Origin of the sequence: Catenulispora rubra (assembly GCF_015356825.1) — a bacterium.
GTDB classification, from domain to species: Bacteria; Actinomycetota; Actinomycetes; order Streptomycetales; family Catenulisporaceae; genus Catenulispora; species Catenulispora rubra.
The window spans coordinates 1-22,436 of record NZ_JAACYW010000108.1 but is presented as its reverse complement, the minus strand read 5'-3'; the positions used below and the strand labels follow the sequence as shown (position 1 = coordinate 22,436).

Genomic DNA, 22,436 nt, shown 5'->3' with positions numbered 1-22,436 from the left:
CACAGACGGTGCCTAAAGTTTCCCGAAGCCCAAATCAAGATCACTCTGTTGCCACAAAGGAGCCCAGGAGCCTTCCATGCCCGGAATCACGCTGACCGATCATCTCTTCTCCGTCCCCCTCGACCACGATCAGCCGGAAGGCGAACACATCGAGGTCTACGCCCGCGAAGTCGTGGCCGCCGGACGCGAGCGCGAGCGGCTTCCCTGGCTGCTGTTCCTGCAAGGCGGCCCCGGCATGCTGCCGCCGCGTCCGGCCGGCCGGGACTCCTGGCTGGACCGCGCCCTCGACGACTACCGCGTCCTCCTGCTCGACCAGCGCGGCACAGGCCGCTCCAGCCCGGTCACCCGGCAAACGCTCCCCGCTCGTGGCGAGCCCGCCGCGCAGGCCGACTACCTCACCCATTTCCGCGCCGACGCCATCGTCCGCGACGCCGAACTGATCAGGCGCGAACTCACCGACGAACCGTGGTCGGTGCTCGGCCAGAGCTACGGCGGCATGTGCGCCGTCACCTACCTCTCGCTCGCGCCCGAGGGCCTGCGCGAGGCGATCATCACCGGCGGCCTTCCCGGTTTGCGCGTCACCGCCGACGAGGTCTACCGCGTCGCCTATCCGCGCGTGCACCGCAAGAACACCGCCTTCTATCGGCGGTACCCGCAGGACGCCGCCTCGGTCCGCCGCATCGCCGCGCACCTGATCGAGCGTCCTGTTCCGATGCCGGACGGGTCCTTGCTCACCGTCGAGGCCTTCCAGTCGCTCGGGCTGATGCTCGGCACGAGCGACGGCGCGGACGTGCTGCACTACCTGCTCGAACACCCCTGGGCCGGAGCGGAGCTGTCCGACAGCTTCCTCGCCCGCGCCGCGGCTTTCCTCAGCTACGCCCAACTGCCGCTGAACCCGCTCATGCACGAACTCAGCTACGCCCAGAGCAGCACCGGAGCGATGAACTGGGCCGCCGAGCGGGTGCGCGGCGAGTTTCCCCAGTTCGACGCGCGCACGGCGTTGGCCGGGGACGACCCGGTCCTGTTCACCGGCGAGATGACCTACCCGTGGCAGTTCGACCAGCCCTGTCTCGCGTCCCTGCGCGCGCCCGCCGAGCTGTTGTCCGCCCGCGAGGACTGGCCCGACCTTTACGACCCTCAGCGCCTGGCCGCGAACGAGGTCCCCGTGGCCGCCGCCGTCTACCTCGACGACATGTACGTCGATGCCACCTACTCGCTGGAGACCGCCGAGACCATCCGGGGCCTCCGGCTGTGGGCGACCAACGAGCACGAACACGACGGGCTTCGCGTCAGTAGCGGACGCGTCCTCGACCACCTGCTGCGAATGCTGCGCGGCCAGATCTGAACGTCGTGCCGCACCACCACACAGGTGGTGCGGCACGATGCCGCATTACGATGTCGCAGTACTACGAGGAGACCTTCACCAGGGACCACAGCTGCGAGGTGGCGCCGGTGTACGGCTCCTGGACCATCTGCGCGCCGTCACTGGTCGACCCTCCTGAAACGCTGAGCGCCAGGCCGGAATTGCGGTTCACCAGCTCGTAGTTCGAGCCCACGGCGACCAACTGCCACTGCTGGTCGGTGCCGCCGTTCTGGACCCACTGGACGGCGCTCGCACCGCCGGCCGTGCTCGCCTGCCAGACGCCCAGGGCCCGGCCGCTGTTCTTGTCCAGGAGCACGTCGTAGCCGTTGCCGAGGCTGGTGACGTGCCACTGCTGGTCGGCCGAGCCGTTGTCGGTCCACTGCACGGCGTTCTGGCCGTCGAGCAGGTCCGCCGTCCACACGCCGAGATCCTTTCCGCTGTTGACGTTGACGAGCTTGTAGTAGGCGCCGACGGAGTTCCCGAAGTCGATGTCGGCGTAGTGGATCGTGGTCGTTCCGCCGACGATCTCCACCCGGCCGGTGCGCGGGATGTAGGTGAGGCTGCGGCTGTAGGAGGAGGGCATCGTCGTGTGCTGCTGGGTCCACGAGCCGGTGCTGCTGCCGCCGGCATTCGTCCAGACGTCGCCGCTGCCGGCCGCGTTGAAGACGATCCGGCCGTTGGGCAGGCGCAGGAGCACCGGACTGCCGCCCTGGGCCGGTGCGCTGGAGCCCGAGGTTACCGGGAGCGAGGTGATGCCCGTGCCGGCCGTGCCCCCTACCTGGTAGAAGTGCAGCGGGTCGCTGGCGATCTTGTAGCGGACGTTGTTGCCGCCGCCCCAGTATTCGAAGGTCATCATCCACTTGCCGTCGCTGGTCGGCACGACGTTGGTCATGCCGGGACGGCCCCCGCCGATCTCGCTGTATCCGGAGGAGTTGGTGACCGTGGTGCCCGAGACGTCGACCACCGGGCTGCTCCATGCCGTGCTGACCCCGTCCCACGTCCGGTGCGCCAGGATCTGCAAATCCGGATCCGGCGTCGTGGCGTTGTTCGGGTCGAGCGTCGGGACGCCTGTGGTGGAGTCGTAGCCGGTGTAGTCGTTCTCGTCGGAGTAGTAGGCCACGAGTCGGTTGTTGTAGACCATCAGGTACGGCTCCCACACGGGGTCGTTCTGGTGGTGGGTGTCCTCGGCGGCCGGAGAGCTCGCGCCGTTCGACCAACTGCCCGTGGTGATGATGTTCTCGACGGTCCACGTCGAGCCGGAGTCGGTGCTCGCGTAGAGCGCGATCGCGGTGTTGTCGCGGTCGCCGTCGTGCGTGGGCGTGAAGTTCGGGTTGGCCGCCTTCTGGTCGAGGTAGTAGTAGTCGTCACCGGACACGACCGTGGCCATCAGGAGCGTGCCGGCGGCGAGGTTGCCGACAGCCTGCGGCAGCACGTAGAGGTACGGATTGGTCCAGTTGCTGACGTAGTTCGCGAAGGCGGAATTCGACGAGGCGTACGCGGGCGCCTTGACGTCGGCCAGATGCTGCCAGGTCGTACCGTCGTCGTCGCTCTTGTACACCGGGATCGTCTGGCCGTTGGCGGACCCCGAGGCGGTTACCGTCGACTCTTCGAACGCGGCCACGAGACGTCCGCTGGGGAGCGCGGCAGCCTTCGGGTACAGGACGCAGTTGGTGAACGCCTTCGTGCACGCCGAACCGCTCGGCAGCTGGTAGAGCGTGGCCTGGGTCGGTTGGGACGCGTTCGCGGGCACCGTCAGCGCCGTCAGCGCCAACAATGTCGCGGCAGCGGCCACTGCGGCGCCGGCCACTCTGCGGAAGCGAGCTCGCTTGGACTTCATGGAGCCTCCTGAAAAAGGGCTGGTCAGGACAGGTCAACCGCGGCAGCCGACGAGACTGAAGTATTCGGCGGGTATCGCTCGGATGTCACTCACAGGTGACGAAAGTCTTTCGGGCAGGTGTCCGGCGGTGCATGCTGCTCGCGTGACAGCACACGGCAAGGAACATCTGGATCGGCAGTACGGCCTGCTGACGGCCATAGCCGCGGAGGCGGGTGTCTCCCTCAGTACGGTGTCCAAGGTGGTACACCGGCGCCGTGACGTCAGCGGGTCCACGCGCTCCCGGGTCGAGGAACTCCTGACCCGGCACGGGTACGTCCGCTCGTGGGACCCGGATCCCGCCGAGGCGCAGCAGATCGTCGCGGTGTTCCGCGACCTGTCGGGTCCGTACACCCTGGAGGTGGTCCGCGGCATCGTCGAGGCTGCGGGGGCCCTGGGGGTGGACGTGGTCACCGGCACGATCGGCGCCCGTCCGATCTCCACCTGGCTCCAGCGCTGCGTGTCGCTGCGCGCGCTGGGGCTGATCTTCGTGATCTCGATGCTGACCGAGGACGACCAGCAGCGCATCGTCGACCAGCACCTGCCGGTGGTCCTGGTCGACCCGCTGAACGCGCCGACCCAGGACATCCCCAGCATCGGCGTGACGAACTGGAGCGGGGCCAGGGACGCCGTCCAGCATCTGCTCGGCCTCGGACACACCCGGATCGGCATGGTCGCGGGGCGGTCGCACTCGCTGGCCGGCGCGGCGCGGCTGCACGGATACCGGGCCGCGCTGGACGAGGCCGGCATCGCGTACAACCCGGCGTTCGTGCGGGCGACGGACTTCGACTTCGGCGAGGCGCTGTCCGCCAGCAAGCACATCCTGCGCGCGGAACAACCGCCCACCGCCATCTTCGCCGCGAGCGACGCGCAGGCGCTCGGCGTCCTGGAAGCGGCCCGGCAGGTCGGCCTCAGCGTTCCGCGCGACCTGGCGGTGATGTCGTTCGACGACACGCTGGTCGCGGCGATGGCGTCGCCGCCGCTGAGCGCCGTGCGCCAGCCGTTCGAGGAGCTCGGGCACGAGGCGACGCGGGTGCTGCTGCAGTTGACCCGCGGCCAGTCGCCCGCGTCCTCGCGGGTCGAGCTGGCCACGCAGCTGGTTCTGCGCGCCTCGACCGCCGCTCCTCGCAGCGTCGCCGTGTCCTGAGCCGCTGTGTCCTGAGCCGCCGTGTCCTGCGTCGCACCCCTTGAGAACGAGCCCGGGTGCGTCCGCCGGAAGATCGCCGGCCTCCGCGGCGGAACCCGAAACTGTTTCGAGCAGAGCCGTCCAGGAGCCAGCCTGTCGAAGATCGTGAAGGCCGGTTCTCAGCCTGATCACGGGCGATGCCCGGCCCGTCTTCGAAAGTCTTTCGAAACCGGGGTCGCCGATTGTGTTGCCGTGATGTTTCGCGCCACCTAACGTGATCGCTCACCGCAGGGCATCCGCGGCAGCGCCGAGGGACCCGTCCACAGACGCCGCGTCCTGATCGGCCGCCCTGCATCACCTCGGACTTCCCCTCCCGACGACCAGACCCCCGCTGGACGTCCGCCGATTCGAAAGGCGTTGCCATGAACAACAGGTCCAGAAAGGTTTTCGCAGCTCTCGCGGCCGGTTCCGCGCTGCTGGCTGCCGCAGGCTGTTCCTCCTCGGCCTCCGCGTCCAAGTCCCCGGTCGGCACCGTCCAGTTCTGGACTCTGCAGGACCCGACCAACACCGTGCAGCAGGCGGCCGTCGACACGTTCAACGCCACCGGCCAGGGCAAAGTCTCCATGTCCGTGATCGCCACCGACGGCTTCAAGGACAAGGTCCGCACCGGGATGGGCTCCTCGCAGATGCCAGGCATCTTCTTCAACTACGGCGGCGGCAGCCTGGACGACTACGTCAAGGCCGGCAAGCTGGTGACCCTGGACTCGGCGTTGAAGGCGCAGTTCCTTCCGGCGGCTCTGCAGGCCGGCACGGTCGAGGGCAAGCTGGTCGGGATTCCGGCCCGCGGGACCCAGCCGGTGTTCCTGTTCTACAACAAGAAGGTCTTCACCGACGCCGGTGTGCAGCCGCCCAAGACCTGGAGCGACCTGACGAACCTGGTGCAGGTCTTCAAGGGCCGCGGCGTCACGCCGTTCACCGTGGCCGGCAGCGGGACCTCCTCGTGGACCGAGCTGATGTGGATCGAGTACCTGGTGGACCGCCTGGCCGGCCCGCAGCTCTTCCAGAAGATCGAGGGCGGCGACTGGAGCCAGTGGAACGATCCGGCGATCCTCAAGACCGCGCAGATGGTCAAGAGCCTGGTGGACAGCGGCGCGTTCGGCGACAACTTCGGCTCGGTCAACTACGGCGCCGGCGGCACCTCGACCCTGCTGGCCAAGGGCAAGGCGGCGATGGAGCTGATGGGCTCCTGGGAGTACGCCACCCAGCAGGGCGCGGACCCGACCTTCGCCAAGGACGGCATGGGCTACGTCGCCTTCCCGACCGTCGACGGCGGCGTCGGCGACCCGGCCGACGTGGTCGGCAACCCGACCAACTACCTGTCGGTCACCACCGCCGCGCCACAGACGACGGCCGCGGCGTTCCTGAAGACCACCTACAGCGACAGCTACGTCGAGGGACTCGTCGCCAAGGGCGAGGTGCCCGTCACGACCAACGCCAAGCAGGCGCTGGCCAAGGCTCCCGACCCGGCCTACGCCGAGTTCCAGTACGACCTGGTGTCCACCGCCCCGGCCTTCACCCAGTCCTGGGACCAGGCTCTCGGGCTGACGCTGGGGACGCCGCTGCTCACCGAGATCCAGAAGCTGTTCAACGGCCAGGACAGTCCGCAGCAGTTCGTCAGCGGCGTCCTCGCCATCAAGCACTAGGAAGGCACACGTGGTTTCCCTGACGGATTCACGGGTCGCCAGGCGTCGGGAGCCGCGCCGGACCGCTCACTCCGTGGAGCGGCCCGGCGCGGTCTGGGCCCTGCCGGGAATGCTGTTCTTCGCCGTCTTCGCGCTGGTGCCGATGGCCGGTGTCCTGTACCTGTCCTTCACCAGCTGGGACGGGCTGAGCACGCCGCAGTTCACCGGGCTGCACAACTGGTCCCGGTTCGTGAGCGACGGCCAGATCGTCGACTCGACCCTGGTCACCGGGGTCCTGATGCTCGGCAACATCGCGGTGCAGGCGCCGATCAGCATCCTGCTCGGCGTGTGGGCGGCCGGCCGCCAGCGCAACCGGGCGGTGCTGTCGGCGGTGTTCTTCGTGCCGCTGCTGCTGTCCACGGCGGCCACGGCGGTGATGTGGCGCCAGCTGCTCGACCCCAACTTCGGCCTCCCGGCGAAGCTGTCGTGGCTGTTCGGCGGGAACGCGGATCCGCTGGGCGGCTCCAGTGGCGCCGTCGCCTGCCTGGTGCTGGTGACCAGCTGGCAGTTCATCCCCTTCCACAGCCTGCTGTACCAGGGCGCGGCCCGGAACATCCCGGAGACGCTGTATCAGGCCGCTGAGATCGACGGCGCCGGGCGGGTGCGGCAGTTCTTCAGCATCACCTTGCCGCAGCTGCGCAACACCGTCATCACCTCGGCGACGTTCATGGTCGTCGGCGGCCTGACGGCGTTCGACATCGTGCTGCTGATCACCAACGGCGGCCCGGGGACCGACACGGCGACGTTGCCGTTCAGCATGTACCAGACCGCCTTCCGGACCTACGACTACGGCTATGCCAGCGCCATCGCGGCCTTCCTGCTGTTGCTGGCCACCGGGGCATCGCTGGTGCTGGTGAAGCTCAGCGGCTTCGACAAGATGGACAGCACTCTGGAGGGGCTGTGAGGAAACGTCCCAACCATCTCGCCGGGCTGGCCGCCGGTATCTGGCTCCTGATCATCGGCGTTCCGTTGTACGCACTGGTGAACACGGCGATTCAGCCGCAGGGCTCGTACACGGACGGCGGGCCCCTGGCGCTGCCGTCCAAGGTGACCTTCGAGAACTTCAGCACGGTGCTGCACAGCGGCTTCCTCGGCTATCTGTGGAACACCGTGCTGGTCGCCGCGTTCACCGTCGCGATCGTGCTGGCGACCTGCGTGCCGATCAGCTACGCGGTGGTGCGGGGGAGAGGCTGGATCACCAGGGGTGTGTTCCGGCTGTTCCTCCTCGGGCTGGCCATCCCGGCCCAGGCGGTCATCATCCCGCTCTTCTACATCGTCAACCGGCTCGGCTTGTACGACAGCCTGTGGGGGATCGTCCTGCCGACCGCGGCGTTCTCGATGCCGGTCAGCATCCTGGTGATCAGCGGGGGCATGCGGGAGATCGACTCCTCGCAGTTCGAGGCGATGGCGCTGGACGGTGCCACACCCCGCAGGGTCCTGCGCGAGCTGGTCATCCCGCTGGCCCGCCCGGCCATCGCCACGGCCTCGGTCTTCGCCGCGCTCCAGGCCTGGAACGGCTTCCTCTTCCCGCTGATCATGACCCAGTCGGAGAACGACAAGGTCGTCACCCTCGGGCTCTACAACTTCGTCTCCCAGTACGGGGCGAACGTGCCGGCGCTGCTGGCCGCTGTCCTGTTCTCCGCCGTCCCGATCCTCGTGGTCTACCTGTTCGCCCGCCGTGCCCTGGTCAGCGGGCTGATGGGGGCCGGCGGCAAGTAGCCGCCGCTCCCGGGCCGCCGCACCGAAGCCCATCAGAAGCCCATCCGGACGCCCGAGCCGTACGTCGGCCGCGCCGTCCGTCGCTGAACCCATGCCTTGAACCTGCACAGAACGTGAATCTGCACAGAACTTGAACCTGCACAGAAATGGACGCCACCGTGACGACAAGCGACCAGAACCCGGTGACCGGACCCTGGAACGACCCCGGGCTCCCGGCGCCCGAGCGTGCCCGGGCTCTGCTCGCCGCCATGACCGAGACGGAGAAGATCCAGCAGCTCGGCAGCACCTGGCCGGGCCATGACACGGGCGGCGACGTGGCGCCGATGCAGGCCACGTTCGCCTCCGCCGAGTCCTTCGACGAGGCCGTCACCGACGGGCTCGGCCACCTGACTCGGATCTTCGGCACCGCACCGATCACGCCCGAGGCCGGCCGGGAACGACTGGCGCAGCTTCAGGCCCAGGTGACCGCCGCCAACCGGTTCGGCATCCCGGCCATCGCCCACGAGGAGTGCCTCACCGGGTTCACCGCCTGGCAGGCCACCGTGTACCCGACTCCGCTGGCCTGGGCGTCCACGTGGAACCCAGCCCTCGTGGGGGAGATGGCGGCGGCGATCGGTTCGGACATGGCCGCGGTGGGGGTCCACCAGGGTCTGGCGCCGGTCTTGGACGTGGTGCGCGACTACCGCTGGGGCCGGGTCGAGGAAACCCTGGGCGAGGATCCCTACCTGGTCTCCGAACTCGGGCTGGCGTATGTACAGGGCCTGCAATCAGCAGGCGTCGTGGCCACGGTGAAGCACTTCGCGGGCTACTCCGCGTCCCGGGCCGCGCGCAACCACGCCCCCGCGGCGCTGGGACCGCGTGAGTTCGCCGACGTCATTCTGCCGCCGTTCGAGAAGGCCGTCGTCCACGGCCCCGTCGGCTCCGTCATGAACGCCTACAACGACATCGACGGCGTACCGTGCGGCGCCGACGAGGCGCTGCTGACGCGGTTGCTGCGCGAGACCTGGGGCTTCACCGGCACCGTGGTGTCCGACTACTGGTCGGTCGCGTTCCTGGCCACGATGCACCATGTGGCCGCCGACGTCACCGACGCGGCCCAGTTGGCGCTGCAAGCCGGGATCGACGTAGAGCTGCCGCACCGCACCGGCTTCGCCGAACCGCTGCGTGCCCTGGTCAAAGACGGCCGGATCGCGCCCGAGGTACTGGACCGGGCGGTGCTGCGGGTCCTGACTCAGAAGGCCGAGCTGGGCCTGTTGGACGTGGACTGGCGTCCGACGCGGTACACGGCGGGCGGTGACTTCGACTCACCGCGCAATCGCGACGTCGCCCGCCGCTTGGCCGAGGAATCCGTGGTGCTGCTCGACAACCCCGACGGGGTGCTGCCGCTGGCCGCGCCTCGCTCCATCGCCGTGATCGGGCCGGGTGCCGACGACGCCCGCTGCCTGTTCGGCTGCTACTCGTTCGTCAACCACGTCCTGCCCCACCACCCCGAGCTGCCGCTCGGCGTCGAGGCGCCGACCGTGCTGGAAGCCCTGCGGGGGGAGTTCCCGGAAGCAGAGATCCGCTACGAGCCGGGCTGCACGATCAGCGGTGACGACCGCGACGGATTCACCGCGGCGGTGGCTGCCGCGGCGGAAGCGGACGTCACCGTGCTGGTCCTCGGCGACCGCTCCGGCATGTTCGGACACGGCACCTCCGGCGAGGGCTGCGACCTGGCCGTGCTGCGCCTGCCCGGCGTCCAGGACGATCTGGCCCAGGCCGTGCTTGCCGCGGCTCGGCAGACGGTGCTGGTCGTGGTTTCCGGCCGCCCCTATCCGATCGCGCGGCACTCCCGGCTGGCGGCGGCCACCGTGCAGGCGTTCTTCCCGGGCCAGGAGGGCGCGTCCGCGATCAGCGGTGTGCTTTCCGGGCGGGTGAACCCGTCCGGGCGGCTGCCCGTCCAGATCCCCGGCGACGCCGCCGGGCAGCCCGGCACCTACCTCGCGTCTCCGCTCGCGCTGAAGAGCGATGGCGTCAGCAACATCGACCCGACTCCGGCCTTCCCCTTCGGGCACGGGCTGGGATACGCCGGCTTCCAGATCGGCGGTACCCGGGCCGCGGAGGATGCGGTCGCGGTGGACGGCACTATCAACCTTTTGACCACAGTGACGAACACCGGCCGACGTGCCGGGACCGCGGTGCTCCAGGTCTACCTGACCGATCCGGTCGCCTCGGTCACCCGCCCCGTCCGGCAACTGCTTGCCTTCGCGCGCGTCGAGCTGGAGGCCGGCCAGACCCGTGATGTGCGGTTCGGCATCCACGCCGACCTGACCGGCTTCACGGGACCGGATCTGCGACGTCGCGTCGAGCCCGGGGAGATCGTGCTGACGGTGGCGCAGTCCGCCGGCGATCCGGGCCGGGCGGTCAGCGTGACCTTGCGGGGCGAGACGAGTTTCCTGGACCACGGCAGGACCATGTCGGCGAGTGTCGAGGTTCCTCAGTAGCTGTCGGTGACCTGGCTGCCGCTTTCGAGATGGAGCGTCTCGAAGGCGGCAGCGGGAACCGGAGACGGGTTTGCGGAAGCGCCCGAGGGGCATAGTATTTACGTAATGGAAGTAAATGATGGCTCGGTTCTGGCGCTGCTCGGCCAGCTGTCCGCTGTAGCCCGGCACGTGCGGCGCGGTACGGAGCAGAACCCGGCCGACGAGACCACCATGCGAGTGCTGGCCCTGGCCGCGCAGCGGGACGGCGCCCGGCCCTCGGAGGTCGCAGTGATGCTGGACGTCGCACACCCGAGTGTGACCCGCCACGTCAAGCGGCTCGAAGAGGCCGGATACGTGCGGATCGAGGCCGACCCCTCCGACGGTCGCAGCTATCTGATCCACCCGACGGCGACCGGGTCCGCCCTGCTGGAGGACTTCCGGCTGCGTCTGGTCGCCCGCTTCACCCCCGTGCTTGAGGGCTGGGATCCGGCGGAGGTCGACTCTCTCACCGCGGCGCTGGCCCGACTCAACGACGCGATGGCAGCGGCCGTCAGCCGTGACGCCGAACAGCCCGTGGTCAAAAACCGATGGCGAGCCGATCCCCAGCCCATGGATGGAGCACAATCGTGATTCTCGGTGTCCTGATCCGCGTGGTCCTGTCCTTCCTCAGGGCCCGAGGAGTGCCGGTGCCCGACCCGTCTCGGCTGCGGCGGCGCCAGCCGCGCGTGAACATCACCGGCCGGCTCACCGACCAGCTGACCAAGAAGATGACGGGCGACCACGACAAGCACCACTCGGGCCCGGACGACCCCGCCGGACGACGGTAGCTTTCAACGGTGGCCGTCGGAGCGCTTGCGGTGCAAGGTGAACTGCTCGAACACCGACAGCTGGCCGTTCGGCTTGTTCACGTTGTAGTAGGTCACGTGCATGCGCGTCGTGTCGCCGGGGTGCCGGCCGGGGTCGACGGTGAACGCCGCGAAGCCGTACGGGTGGTCGGCGTCCCGGGTGCCGGCCCAGACCGCCTGCTCCTTGACGTAGACGGAGTTGCCGCCGGTGTAGGCGGTGAGGACCTTTCCGGTGCCGTCCTTGAAGAACGACTGGTTCGACGTGCCTGACACGCCGCCGCCGCCGAGCACCATGTGCACGGTGCCCAGCGAGGTGTCGATGACGTCCGTCGCCGACGAGACCGGGTTGGGGGTCAGGGTCTCGCTGCCGTGGACGACGCCCCGGACGGCCAGCGACCGCTCGTAGTTGTGCTCGTGGCCGCAGACCACCAGGTCGACGCCGTACCGGTCGAACAGCGGCCCGTAGTTCTGCCGCAGCCCCAGGTCCGAGCCGCTGGCGTCGGCCGTGCTGATCATGACCTGGTGCATCGCGACGACCACCCAGTCGATCTCCCGGGAGGACCGGGCGGCCCGCAGTTCCCGTTCGAGGAAGGCGAGCTGCCGGCCGCCGGAGTAGCCGTTGATGTAGTAGTCGCTCGCGTGCTGGATGACGTAGTCGTCGTTCTGCAGCACGATGACCCGGACCGAACCGGCCGTGAACGCGTAGTACAGGCCGGCCAGCTCGGGGTCGGTCTCGGTCGACGGCAGCGTGAAGTACGCCTGGAATCCGTCCATCCCGATCGGGCCGTTGCCGGACTCGATCTCGTGGTTGCCGGCCGCCGGCATCCACGGGCGGAAGCGCGCCGAGCGGGTGTTGTTGGTGAAGAAGTTGTTCCAGGTCCGCACCCGGTCGACGTCCCGGTTGGCGTAGCACAGGTCGCCGTTGAGCAGGTGGAACAGCGGCGCGACCTGCTCGATGCCGGTCACGATGTCCTTGCTGGCGGGCGTGGAGTTGTTGTCCAGGACCGGCGTTCCGTCGGAGCCCCACGACACCTGCGGTGCCGCCTGGTCGCCGAAGCTGGTGAAGGTCAGCGGCATGCGCCCGCGCGGGGCGGTGCGGAAGGTCCCGCTGTCCGGCGTGGCGCCCTGGTGTGCCGCCAGGTAGACGTAGTCGGTGCCCGGACGCAGGTGGTTCAAGGCGGCGTGGTGGACGTACACGGTACGTCCGGACTTGCCGTCCACGTAGGTGCGAGTCTGAGCGCTGACGCCGGCACCGAAGCCGTCCTCCAGGGTTCCGTGCATGACGCGAGGCTTGTTCACGGGCCCGTCGGTGATCCACGAAACGACCATCTGGGTGGCGGGATCCGCACCGAATGTCAGGTGCAGGCCCTGCACAGGCGGCGCCCCGGCCGAGTCCGGTGTGAGACTGATCGCCGGTGCGCCGGTCTTGCTCTGCGCTGCCGCCGCCGGCGAGGCGTCCAGGAGCGGGATCGAGGCTCCGGCCCCCGCCACTCCGAGCAGTCCGAGGGCATGACGACGGCTCAGGCCTTCTGCCGAATCGAGTGCGCCGGTTTCTGCGTCCATCTTCATGCCTCCTGGTGTTGCTGGGTCGCCGTGTCGCTGTGTCGCGGCCGAAGGTAGAAGAGTGGCGCCTATTGGCGACGGCTGGCTGAACGCCGGCTTTCCGTGTCAACATCAGGAGACATCTCCTGGTCCGCAGCTGTGAGCGTGACGCCACGCGACGCGACGACGAACCGGCTGCGGCTCTGTTCCGGGGAGGTTCGCGGCCGGTTAATCGATGTCGGCCCCGCTCGCGGGTAGAACACGACCGTGGGGCCCCTGAAGCGAAGGTCATTGCGGAAAGCGGCCGAGAGCGGGGATGCGCAAGCCTCGTACGCGCTCGGCATGCACTACGTCGGCAAGTGGCGCGACCATTTCAATTCCCAGATACACCTGCGATCGGATCGGCGGCTGAGCGAGCTCGCCTGCCTGCATCTGCGCCGCGCGGCGGACGCAGGTCATGCTGACGCAGGGTTGCAGCTCGCCCGCGCGTTGGCCAAGGAAAGGTCGAGGCCTGCCGCGCCTGAGGAGGACCAGTTCTGGTCGAACGAGGAGGAGCGCTACCTCGCAGCGGCCGCCGAATCAGGGCACACACACGCCGCGTTCATCCTCGGCGCGATGCACTTGCGGCTCGCCCGGTATTCGAGTGACACCTCAGACGCCGAGCGCCACCTCCGCCAAGCCGCCGACGGCGGTCACGCGAAAGCCGCCTACCACCTCGGCGAATGGCTTCTTCGCCAAGAAGGCCGGCAGGCCGACGCGGAGCACTACCTGCGACTGGCGGCCGACCGCACCGACGCCGACCCCCGCGCCTGCATCGACCTCGCCCGAATACTGACTCGTACGCAGCGCTCCGACCTGGCCGAGCCCTACGTGCGCGCAGCTCTCGACTCCAACTACAAGGGCCGCTACTACCACCTGGAACCCGATTGGATGGAGCTGCTCGGCGACGTGCTGAACAGAACGAGACGCCGCGCCGAGGCGAAGGAGTGGTACGACAAGGCGCGAGCACGGAGGTCGGCCCCGAAATGGGCCGACGATTGGCCGGATCTCGACGGCGACTGATCGGTAGCGGCGACGCTGTGCGGTAGCGGGCGGCCGTCCCGGGGTAACGCTGTCCGGCAGCGTGCGGCCGGCCCGGGGCGAAACCGGCCGCCCTTCTACTGGCTGAATCGGCCAGAGCTTTGAGCCGCGGAGAGTTGCCGGGCTCCGGCTGGCTGTGTTCTTAGCTGATGGTCCGGTGGCGGAGGTGCGGCCTTGTCGTGGCGGCACTGGAGCCTGAACCGGACCTCCAGGCGCGAGTGCGGATCCAGGTGGGACCGTATGCGCCGCCCACGGCTTCACCGGTCCCGAGGCACTCATCGCCCTCGCGGCCGAAAAGATGGCGTTCGGCGCCGAAAAGATCTTCGCAACCTGCGGCCCGACCCGAGCGTAATTAAGCATCGAGGTCGTGCACTGGCGACTGCCGACCAGAGCACAGAGCGACAGACCGACAGGGGGGTCATGCGCGACACGACAGACTTCGACGCCTTCTACGCAGCAAGCGTTCGCCGCGTCACGGGCCATGTCTATGCGATGACGGGCAGTAGGGCGGACGCGGAGGATTTGACTCAGGATGCCTTCGCCAAGGCCTGGCAGCACTGGGACAGAGTCTCCACGCACCCGGATCCCGAGGCCTGGGTGCGCGTTGTGGCGTTCCGTGCCGGAGTCAGTGCCTGGCGCAGAGCAGTCGGTCGGGCTCGCGCGCATCGCCGGCACGGTCCGCCGGAGCAGGAGCCCGAAGCCAGCGTGGACAACGTGGCGATCATCGCGGCGCTGCGCCGAATTCCGGCTGTCCAGCGGCAGGCGATCGTTCTGCACCATCTGGTGGGTCAGTCGCTGGAGGAGATCGCCGCCGAGACCGGCGTCGCGGTCGGGACCGTGAAGGCCCGCCTTTCACGGGGCCGTCAGGCACTGTCCCCTCATCTGTCCGACCGCGGGAACGACTTCGGATCCGACCAGAGGGAGGTGCCCGGCCATGCATGAGGATTTCGAGGCCGAACTGCGGGAGAACGTAGCCCGGTTCACCGAGCGGACAGTGCCGCCATCGGCCGCTTCGGTGCGGACCCGAGGTGAGCGCTTCCACCGTCGGAGGGTCGCGGGAACGGTCGGCGTGGCCATGGCCCTGGTCGCGGGCGTCGGTATCACATCGGTCGCCGCGACGAACGGCGGCAGCCAGCGTGTCACAGCGCCTATACCATCACCGAACATCTCGACCGGCCTGACGACCGGGTCGGCAACGGTCTCGCCGGATCAGCAGGCACCTGCGGTTGCCCCGGTTCCGACGAATGCCGGCACCACCACTCAGAGTGGGGCCGGACCTGTCGATCTGGCGCTGCACCCGCCGGTCCAGTACGCCGCCGGCGTCCTGAACCCTGTGACGTTCACCGTCGACGACCACGGACCGGCTGTCTCCGGAGTCACCGTCACCCTGACCCTCACCCGGCCGAAGAGCGAGGTGGCGAACACCACGGGTCCGTGGCCGTTGGACCTGATCCTGCGGCACGACCCGGTCACCGGCATCTGGACGAACGTGGCTGTCACGTTCCTCAACAACGGCGTGGACCCGCACGGCGAGGACGTCCGGGTGGCGCACTACACCCTCGATCTGCCCAGCGGCACGAGCACCGAACAGTTGCTCATCGACCCCGAAGGGTCGTTCTTCACCCTCGGGGTCAAGCTGACCGCCGGCTCGTTGACACTGGCGCAAGCCCAGACCGACAAGATCGCCGTGAAGTTCCTGCCCATGACCGTCTCCGGACCCAAGACACTGACGCCGGGCACGACCGGGGAATTCGACGTCACCCTCACCAACGACACGCCCATAAAGTATCCGCCGATCGCCTTCTGGACCACCGATGTCGTCACCTCCTCGCCGATCTCAAGGGCTGTTCAGGTACAGGTCTACGACGGCACCGGCTGGTCGACCGTGTCGTTCGACCAGGACGGTTCAGTCTTCCTGAACATCCAGCCACTGGCACCCGGAGCGACCACTACCGTCCGGTTGCGAATCACCCTCGCCAGCAATACGCCGACTGGCGCGACAGGCGATCTCGGGATCGCCGCGCACGTGGTCGGCGGATTCAATGCCGCTGATACATCTGCCGGCCTGCCACCTGGCGGTGAGACTCGCACAGACACGTTCTTCGCCGTCAAATAACGCCGCGAGTCCGGTAGCGCCGCGAGTCCGGTGCGGCGTCACAGCGCCGCACCGGACTGCGATGACTTCCGGGAAGTGACCACCGTCGGGTCGCGGCAGTGCCCGAGGTGAGCTTCCAAGGCTCTACAGCTGCAAGGTCAGCGGGCCGCCGACAGGCCGTCCGGGCGACCTCGCATGCCCCGATGACATTCGCATACTTCGTATACCTCGCATATTGCGTCATGCCGCTACCGCTCAGCGGCCCCGACGCGAAAGGTCTTCCAGTGGAATCACGGCCCAGCCGCATATCCGTACCGACCGCTTCGACCGCTTCGCACGCCGCCGCACCCGCTGAGGCCGGAGCCTCCTCGCAGGAGAAAACCACTCGCCACCGCCGGCGATGCCCCCGATGGGCCTTCTCCGGCGAGACGCTCGCAGAGGGGTTCTCCAGCCAGAAGAACGCCATCGGGCTCCTGCGCCTGCTCATGGCGGTCGCCGTCGTGGTCTCCCACTCGAGCCCGCTGGGATACGGGAAGCCGGACCCCGGCGATATCAGCACCGGCGGTCAGATCAACCTCGGTCGACTGGCCGTCTTCGGGTTCTTCATCCTGTCCGGATTCCTGATCAGCCGTAGCGCGATGCACCAAAGTATCGGTCGCTACACCTGGGCCCGTGCGCTGCGTATCGCCCCCGGCCTGTGGGTATGCCTTATCTTCACCGCGTGCGTGGTGGCTCCTTTGCTCTACTACCATCAGATGCACACGACCGCAGGGTTCTGGCACGCCGGCAACGGCCCCTTCTCCTATATGAAGGCCAACTGGTGGACCGGCCTCGGGCAGTTCGACATCTCCAACGTCATCGCCACGGCGCGCAAGTGGCATCATGCTTTCGACATCGGCTTCGACGGGGCGCTTTGGTCGCTCCCTTATGAGATCGCCTGCTATTTCATCGTCGGCGTACTGGCCGTCACCAAGGTGCTGAAATCGTCGCGCCGGCTCATCCTGTTCATCGCCGTAGGGCTGTGGATCTATCTGCTCGACGATCTGGACGTGGCCGCGAGCTGGCGCGCACCGCAGGACCTGGACGGTGGGTTCACCATAGGCCTCCCGGTGGTCCAGGGCTACATGGGTCCGCTGCAAAGCACCCAGTTCGCATATCTGGGGTTCGCCTTCACCTTGGGAATGCTACTCCAGCTCTATGCCGACCGAGTCCCCGTCAATCGCGTCCTTGCCGCAGCGGCGGCCGCGCTTTTCGTCGGCACGATGTGGGTCGGAGCGTTCTACGTCGTCGGCATCCCGGCGTTCGCCTACCTCCTGTTCTGGCTAGCGCTGAAGCTGCCCAGGCCGTTCCCCGTGCTCTGGCACGACAATGATTTCTCTTATGGCATCTACATTTATGGATTCGTCGTGGAACAGGCGCTCGCTGTCATGGCGTTCAACCGTCACGGGCAACTCGCGTACCTGATGGCCTCCCTCGTGGGGACGCTCGCACTCGCCGTGCCCTCGTGGTTCCTGGTCGAGAAGCAGGCGATGAAGCTCAAACGCTGGAAACTGAAGTAGTGATCTTTACGCCCAAGTAGCGGGCAGCCGGCCTCGGTCGAGCCGGCCGCCCTGCTAGTTGGCTGTGTTCTTAGCTGATGGCCCAGTGTTGGAGGGCTGAGCCGGTGTTGGCCTGTTGTGTCACCAGCGATCCGTCCGAGGTTGAGGCGGTGGTCAGCAGCAGTCCGCCGTTCTGCGAGGCGATGGTGTACCCGCCACCGCCTGCGAGCGGTGTGACGACCCAGCTCTGGTTGGCGCCGCCGTGGCAGGTCCACTGGATCACCTGTGCACCTGGGGACGTTGAGCCTCCCGAGACGTCGATGCACAGGTTCGATTCGCTGTTCACGATCTGATACGAACCGTTGGACTGCTGCGTGAACACCCAACTCTGGTTGCTGCCGCCGGTCGGGGCCCATGTGATCAGCTGCGTACCCGCGGTCGTGGAGTGGTTCGGATCGTCCAGTGCCTTGCCCGAGGCGATCAGCGTGTGCGCACCGTTCGAGATCCCGCCGCCGGAACCGGTGACCGTCAACGTGTAGGCCACTGAGTGTGTCGCCGACGCGGCCGATCCGGTGATCGAGAGCGCGTAGGTGCCGGCCGGAGTCGACGGCGACGTGGAGATCGTCAATGCGCTGGATCCGCCGGCGGTCACCGATGACGGGCTGAACGAGGCCGTCGCACCGCTGGGAAGTCCGCTGGCGCTCAGCGACACCGACTGCGCCGATCCCGACACCACGGCGGTGTTCACCGTCGCAGTAGCCGAAGAACCAGGCGCCACCGAACCCGACGACGGACTCACCGCCAGCGAGAAGTCGTTGCTTGGAGCAGAACCGGTGTCGAAGGACGGCGGGGCGTCGGACGCAGCCGAGCCCCACGCGGCGTTGGCGCTGGTGCCGAGGGTTTCGTCGAGGGTGCCGCCGCTGGCGACGAACGACTCCGGCAACCAGGGCTTGGTCGACGGCGCGCCGTTGACCTTGAGGCTCTGGATGTACGGAGTGCCGGCCGCCGCCGCGGGGGCGTTGACCGTGATCGTCACGCCGTTGCTGCGGTGGACGACGACCTGGGTGAACAGCGGTGAGCCGAGCAGCAGGTCGGAGCGGCCCGGAGCCAAGGGGTACAGGCCCGCCGCGGCCCACACGTACCAGGACGACATGGCGCCGAGGTCGTCCTGCCCCGGGATGCCGGCGGGGGTGTCGTTCCACAGGGTGTTGACCACCTGCCGCACGGTGTTCTGGGTCTGGTACGGCCGCCCGGCGAAGTCGTACAGCCACGGGTCGCCGATCGACGGCTCGTTGCTCAGGTCCGATGTGGTGCCGTTGCCACCCGTCAGGGCCCAGGTGCCATCCGCGTTGTGGAAGTACTGGTCCAGCCGGGATGCCGCCGTGGCGTTGCCGCCCATCGCGGTGAACAACCCGTTGACGTTGTAAGGGACCATCCACGTGTATTGCGCCGCGCTGCCCTCGGCGAAGCCGTCCTCAGTGTCCGGGCTGAACGAGGGCCAACTGCCGTCGGAGTTGCGCTGCTGGATGTAGCCGCCGTTGGCCGAGTTGTAGACCTTCTTCCAGCCCTGCGCCCGGTTGAGGAACGTGGCCGCCGTCGAGGTGTCGCCGAGCCGGCCGGCGAGGGTGGATATGCCGAAGTCGGCGGCTCCGTCTTCCAGCGTTTCCCCTGCCCCGCCCCAGGCGTTGCTGTCAGCGGGCACGTAACCGAGCGAGAGGTACTTGTCGAGAGAGGGTCGTTCGCCCACGACCATCACGTTCCAGCCGGCCGAACTCAGGTCGTCGGACGTGACCGTCGTGGCGGCGTGCTCCATCGACGCGAGGGCGCCGGCGGCGTCGAAGGTCGTACCTCCGAAGGCGTAGATGCTCGAGACCGCGGCGTGGCCGGGGTCGCCGGTCATCACATGGGTGCCGCCCTGGTTGTGTGTCCAGCGGTCCCACACACCGTTGTTCTGGCTGGCCTGGTTGTACAACGACTGGGCCATGTCGGCGCCGACGTCCGGTTCCAGCAACGTGACGAGTTGCACCTGGTCCCGGTAGACGTCCCAGCCGGAGAAGTTGGCGTACTGCGCCTTCTGCGCCCCGGAGACCGCGTGCACCTGTTCGTCCATGCCCACGTATTGGCCGTTGACGTCGCTGAACACGTTGGGATGCAACAGGGAGTGGTACAGCGCGGTGTAGAACGTGGCCTGTTGGGCGCTGGTGCCGCCGCTGACGCTCATCCGATTCAGTGCGGTGTTCCACGCGTCGTGGGCCTTCTGCCGCACGGTGTCGAAGCTGGTCCCGGCGGGGTTCTCGGCGTTCAGGTTGGCCTGGGCGTTGGCCTGGCTGACGTAGGAGATGCCGACCCGCACGCCGACGGTGCCGCCCGCGGAGGTGCCGAAGCTGACATAGCCTCCGGAGCCGTTCCCGGCCGCCGGAAAGCCGTTGGAATCCAAGCCGGTGCCGCCGGAGGCACTTGTCGAGCCGGCGGTGACGGTGCCGTTGTTCCACGTCCCCGTGGAGGTCATCGGGTGGTCGAAGGCTGCGACGAAGTACAGCGTGTAGTAGCTGCGCCGGTCGATCGGGTTGATGTAGCCGCAGAAGTTCCCGCTGGTCACCGATCCGCTGATGGTGCGTGCCGCGGTGTCGATGGTGGTGGTCGCCGCGGTGCTGCCCACTTCCGAGTTGGACGTGCGCACCAGCAGCGAGGCCGGGCCGCCGGACGGGTACGTGATCCGGCCCGCTCCGGTGTGCATGGTCGCGCTCAGCTCGACCGTGACGCCCGAATCCAGCCCGACCTTGTAGTAGCCGGCGGTGGCGGTCTCGTTCGCATGCGAAAAGGTGCTGGCATAGGTGGAGTCGGAGGTGTCAGAGCTGGGAGACGTGGACACCGAAGAGGTGATCGGCAGAAACGGTATGTCGCCCGAGGCACCCGCGCACCCGGTGCCGGACAGATGGGTGAGGCTGAAGCCGCGGATCTTCGGGAAGTCGTAGCCGTACCCGCCCGGCTCCACTTCTCGGGTCTGGTCCCCGGCCGTGTTCTCCGGGCTCCACTGCACCATCCCGAAGGGCGTCGCCGCGCCCGGCACGGTCTCGCCGTGGTTCTGCGAACCTATCAGGGTATTGACAGCACTGGCCGGGTCGGCGACCGCCGCGTACGCCTGGCTCACCGCCTGCGTCCCCGCGACCGCGGCCGTGACGGTGAGCGCCAGGCTCAGGCACGTGCCCAGGGCATGGCGAGCGCGCCTGCGAAATCTGTAGCGGACCAATCGACGTGACATGGGCAGACCTCCATGGGCGGGGTGGATCGGCGGGCGTTCACAGGCTGGTTGGCATCCTGTGACGGCCTGGAGGCTGTCGCAATATCCGAATATCCGGAGCCTTAAGGGATATGGACGGTCGCCGCGTGACTGTCTACACTTCCCGCTCCGGCCGGCGTAGCGCCGGAAGGCCAAGCCCAGAGACTCTTGACGCCCCTGGTGCGGTTGCGTTTGCTCCCGTTCGGACGCACGCTTATAATTGTTCGAATTTCGTGCTTCCTGTGTGATCGAGTCACGCATGCCAGGGATCGATCTATGCCTAGCCCCCAGGGGACCGTCCGCGTCGGGTCCGGAATTCCGGACCAGACTTTGGTGAGCTTCCACGACCTGCTCCGCATGGCGATTCGGCATCGAAGGCTGACTCTGCAGGTGGTCTGCAAACGTCTCGCAGCGCGCGGATACCCGATCGGGGTGTCCACCCTGGGCGACTGGCAGCACGGCAAGGCACGGCCTGCCTCGGTACCCGCCGTCCAGGCTTTGGAGGAGGTGCTCGGACTGCCGCATCAGGCGCTGACCGACCTCATTCCACGCACTGAGCTCAGCGAGCGTCACGGAGCACTGGGCGAACTGCTCGACGAGTGGCCGGGAGCCCGGGAGCGCACTGTCGACGTGCTGTCGCACCACGATCGCGCCTGGGTCAACGAGATCGGGCAGGTCTGGCGGATCGCGTCACGGATGGTGGTGAGAGCCCGGCGCGACGGCGTCGACCGCTATGTTCTGCGGCACTTCGCCGACCCGGGCTCGGCCCTGAACCGGATCGACCTCGAAGCCGTCGCCAACTGCACGGTCGGGCAGGTTCGGTGGCACGCGCACGAACCGGTGATGGTCGCCGAACTCCGGTTCGGCCAGCGCCTGAAGGCGAACGAAACCTGGCTGCTGGAATACCGCTGGACCAATCCCACCGGCGAGCCCAGCTCTTTGCTCGCCCACGCGGTACGTCACCGCACCGAGCAGTACATCATGGAGATCGTCTTCGACCGGGCCGCCCTGCCGGTGGCGTGCCACGCCTTCGTCCAAAGCGATCTGTACAAGCCGATCCGCCCCACGACAGCCCTTGAGGTCAACAGCCACCACACGGTCCACCTCATCGGGACTTCGTTGCTGACCGGCGTGCAGGGCATCAGCTGGCGCCTTCCGACCTGAGGCGGTGCCGCGCGTCCCTCCATGGGGACCATGGGGAAGTACGCGCGGCACCGTGGTTCACGGGTCACGAGTCATAGGCCTGCCTGCCTCAGCTCGAAGGCAGCGTCCACTTCTGGTTCAGACCGCCGTTGCAGTCCCAGATCTCGAGTTGCGTGCCGTTGGCGGTGTTGGACGCCGGGTCGTCGAGGCAGCGGCCGGACGAGGGATTGACCAGCGTGTTGCCGACGGCTTCCCACTGCTGGTTGCCGCCGTTGTTGCAGTCCCAGATCTCGGCCAGGGTGCCGTTGGCGGTCCCGGCCCCGGTGATGTCGAGGCACTTGCCGTTGATCTGGAGCATCCCGCCGGTGTACGTCCACTGCTGCGCGCCGCTGCCGTCGCAGTCCCAGATCTGCACCTTGGTGCCGTTGACGGCGGAGCCGGTGTTGTCGTCCAGGCACTTGCCGGTGATGCCGGAGGTGACTGGGCCGGTCGGAGGCTGGGCCGTGCCGCTGCCCGGGGTGACGGTGACGTTGTCGAACTCGTCGGTCTGGTAGCCGACGACGCCGATGCCGACCTGCCCGGACAGGAACGTGCCGTCGTTGACGGTGCTCACGGTGCCGCCGTCGAT

At 68.0% G+C, this 22,436-nt stretch carries 17 protein-coding genes; 13 read left to right on the top strand and 4 right to left on the bottom strand.

Features of this window, described 5'->3' with window-relative positions; genetic code table 11:
• Positions 1-76: 76 nt before the first annotated feature.
• Entirely contained in the window at positions 77-1,345 is a 1,269-nt protein-coding gene (locus GWK61_RS26845; protein WP_194912524.1) for an alpha/beta fold hydrolase, read from the top strand.
• A gap of 61 nt (positions 1,346-1,406) precedes the next feature.
• Here GWK61_RS26845 and GWK61_RS26840 read toward each other — a convergent pair whose 3' ends face one another.
• Positions 1,407-3,200, bottom strand: a complete 1,794-nt coding sequence (locus tag GWK61_RS26840; RefSeq protein WP_194912522.1) for an RICIN domain-containing protein — start codon at positions 3,198-3,200, stop codon at positions 1,407-1,409.
• Between the two features lie 142 nt (positions 3,201-3,342).
• Between GWK61_RS26840 and GWK61_RS26835 the strand changes: the two genes are divergently transcribed.
• From GWK61_RS26835 to GWK61_RS26805, 7 genes are all read left to right on the top strand, one after another.
• Complete coding sequence (locus GWK61_RS26835) at positions 3,343-4,383, top strand: LacI family DNA-binding transcriptional regulator (RefSeq protein WP_194912521.1); 1,041 nt, start codon at positions 3,343-3,345, stop codon at positions 4,381-4,383.
• Positions 4,384-4,784: 401 nt separating this feature from the next.
• Positions 4,785-6,065, top strand: a complete 1,281-nt coding sequence (locus tag GWK61_RS26830) for an ABC transporter substrate-binding protein (protein WP_194912518.1) — start codon at positions 4,785-4,787, stop codon at positions 6,063-6,065.
• Positions 6,066-6,174: 109 nt separating this feature from the next.
• The gene (locus tag GWK61_RS26825; RefSeq protein ID WP_194912536.1) at positions 6,175-7,008 is read left to right on the top strand and encodes a carbohydrate ABC transporter permease; all 834 of its coding nucleotides are present in this window, start codon (positions 6,175-6,177) and stop codon (positions 7,006-7,008) included.
• Positions 7,005-7,823, top strand: a complete 819-nt coding sequence (locus GWK61_RS26820; RefSeq protein WP_194912517.1) for a carbohydrate ABC transporter permease — start codon at positions 7,005-7,007, stop codon at positions 7,821-7,823. Before GWK61_RS26825 ends, GWK61_RS26820 begins: the two co-directional genes overlap by 4 nt.
• A 146-nt stretch (positions 7,824-7,969) precedes the next feature.
• Positions 7,970-10,306 (top strand): beta-glucosidase family protein, encoded by a 2,337-nt coding sequence (locus GWK61_RS26815; protein ID WP_194912515.1) that lies wholly within the window; start codon positions 7,970-7,972, stop codon positions 10,304-10,306.
• Positions 10,307-10,411: 105 nt separating this feature from the next.
• A complete protein-coding gene (locus GWK61_RS26810) occupies positions 10,412-10,915 on the top strand; it encodes a MarR family winged helix-turn-helix transcriptional regulator (protein WP_194912513.1) in 504 nt (167 codons plus the stop codon).
• Positions 10,912-11,112 carry a hypothetical protein gene (locus GWK61_RS26805; protein WP_194912512.1) on the top strand — a complete coding sequence of 67 codons (201 nt, stop codon included), beginning with the start codon at positions 10,912-10,914 and terminating at the stop codon, positions 11,110-11,112. The genes GWK61_RS26810 and GWK61_RS26805 overlap by 4 nt, the downstream gene beginning before the upstream one ends.
• A gap of 3 nt (positions 11,113-11,115) precedes the next feature.
• Here GWK61_RS26805 and GWK61_RS26800 read toward each other — a convergent pair whose 3' ends face one another.
• Positions 11,116-12,699: a purple acid phosphatase family protein gene (locus GWK61_RS26800; RefSeq protein WP_438939785.1), complete on the bottom strand. Its 1,584-nt coding sequence runs from the start codon at positions 12,697-12,699 to the stop codon at positions 11,116-11,118.
• Positions 12,700-12,963: 264 nt separating this feature from the next.
• Between GWK61_RS26800 and GWK61_RS26795 the strand changes: the two genes are divergently transcribed.
• From GWK61_RS26795 to GWK61_RS26780, 4 genes are all read left to right on the top strand, one after another.
• Positions 12,964-13,734 (top strand): SEL1-like repeat protein, encoded by a 771-nt coding sequence (locus tag GWK61_RS26795; protein WP_194912505.1) that lies wholly within the window; start codon positions 12,964-12,966, stop codon positions 13,732-13,734.
• A gap of 438 nt (positions 13,735-14,172) precedes the next feature.
• A complete protein-coding gene (locus GWK61_RS26790) occupies positions 14,173-14,694 on the top strand; it encodes a SigE family RNA polymerase sigma factor (RefSeq protein WP_194912503.1) in 522 nt (173 codons plus the stop codon).
• A complete protein-coding gene (locus GWK61_RS26785) occupies positions 14,687-15,868 on the top strand; it encodes a hypothetical protein (RefSeq protein ID WP_194912502.1) in 1,182 nt (393 codons plus the stop codon). The genes GWK61_RS26790 and GWK61_RS26785 overlap by 8 nt, the downstream gene beginning before the upstream one ends.
• A gap of 182 nt (positions 15,869-16,050) precedes the next feature.
• Entirely contained in the window at positions 16,051-17,406 is a 1,356-nt protein-coding gene (locus tag GWK61_RS26780; protein ID WP_194912501.1) for an acyltransferase family protein, read from the top strand.
• Between the two features lie 70 nt (positions 17,407-17,476).
• Here the strand turns inward: GWK61_RS26780 and GWK61_RS26775 are convergent, their stop codons facing one another.
• Positions 17,477-20,647, bottom strand: coding sequence for a GH92 family glycosyl hydrolase (locus GWK61_RS26775; protein ID WP_194912499.1), 3,171 nt, complete (start codon positions 20,645-20,647; stop codon positions 17,477-17,479).
• A 294-nt stretch (positions 20,648-20,941) separates the two neighbouring features.
• On the opposite strand from GWK61_RS26775, the gene GWK61_RS26770 reads away from it, so the two are divergent.
• Entirely contained in the window at positions 20,942-21,829 is an 888-nt protein-coding gene (locus tag GWK61_RS26770) for a hypothetical protein (protein WP_194912490.1), read from the top strand.
• An 88-nt stretch (positions 21,830-21,917) separates the two neighbouring features.
• Here the strand turns inward: GWK61_RS26770 and GWK61_RS26765 are convergent.
• A partial coding sequence (locus GWK61_RS26765; protein ID WP_194912488.1) for a ricin-type beta-trefoil lectin domain protein occupies positions 21,918-22,436 on the bottom strand: 519 nt, incomplete at its 5' end.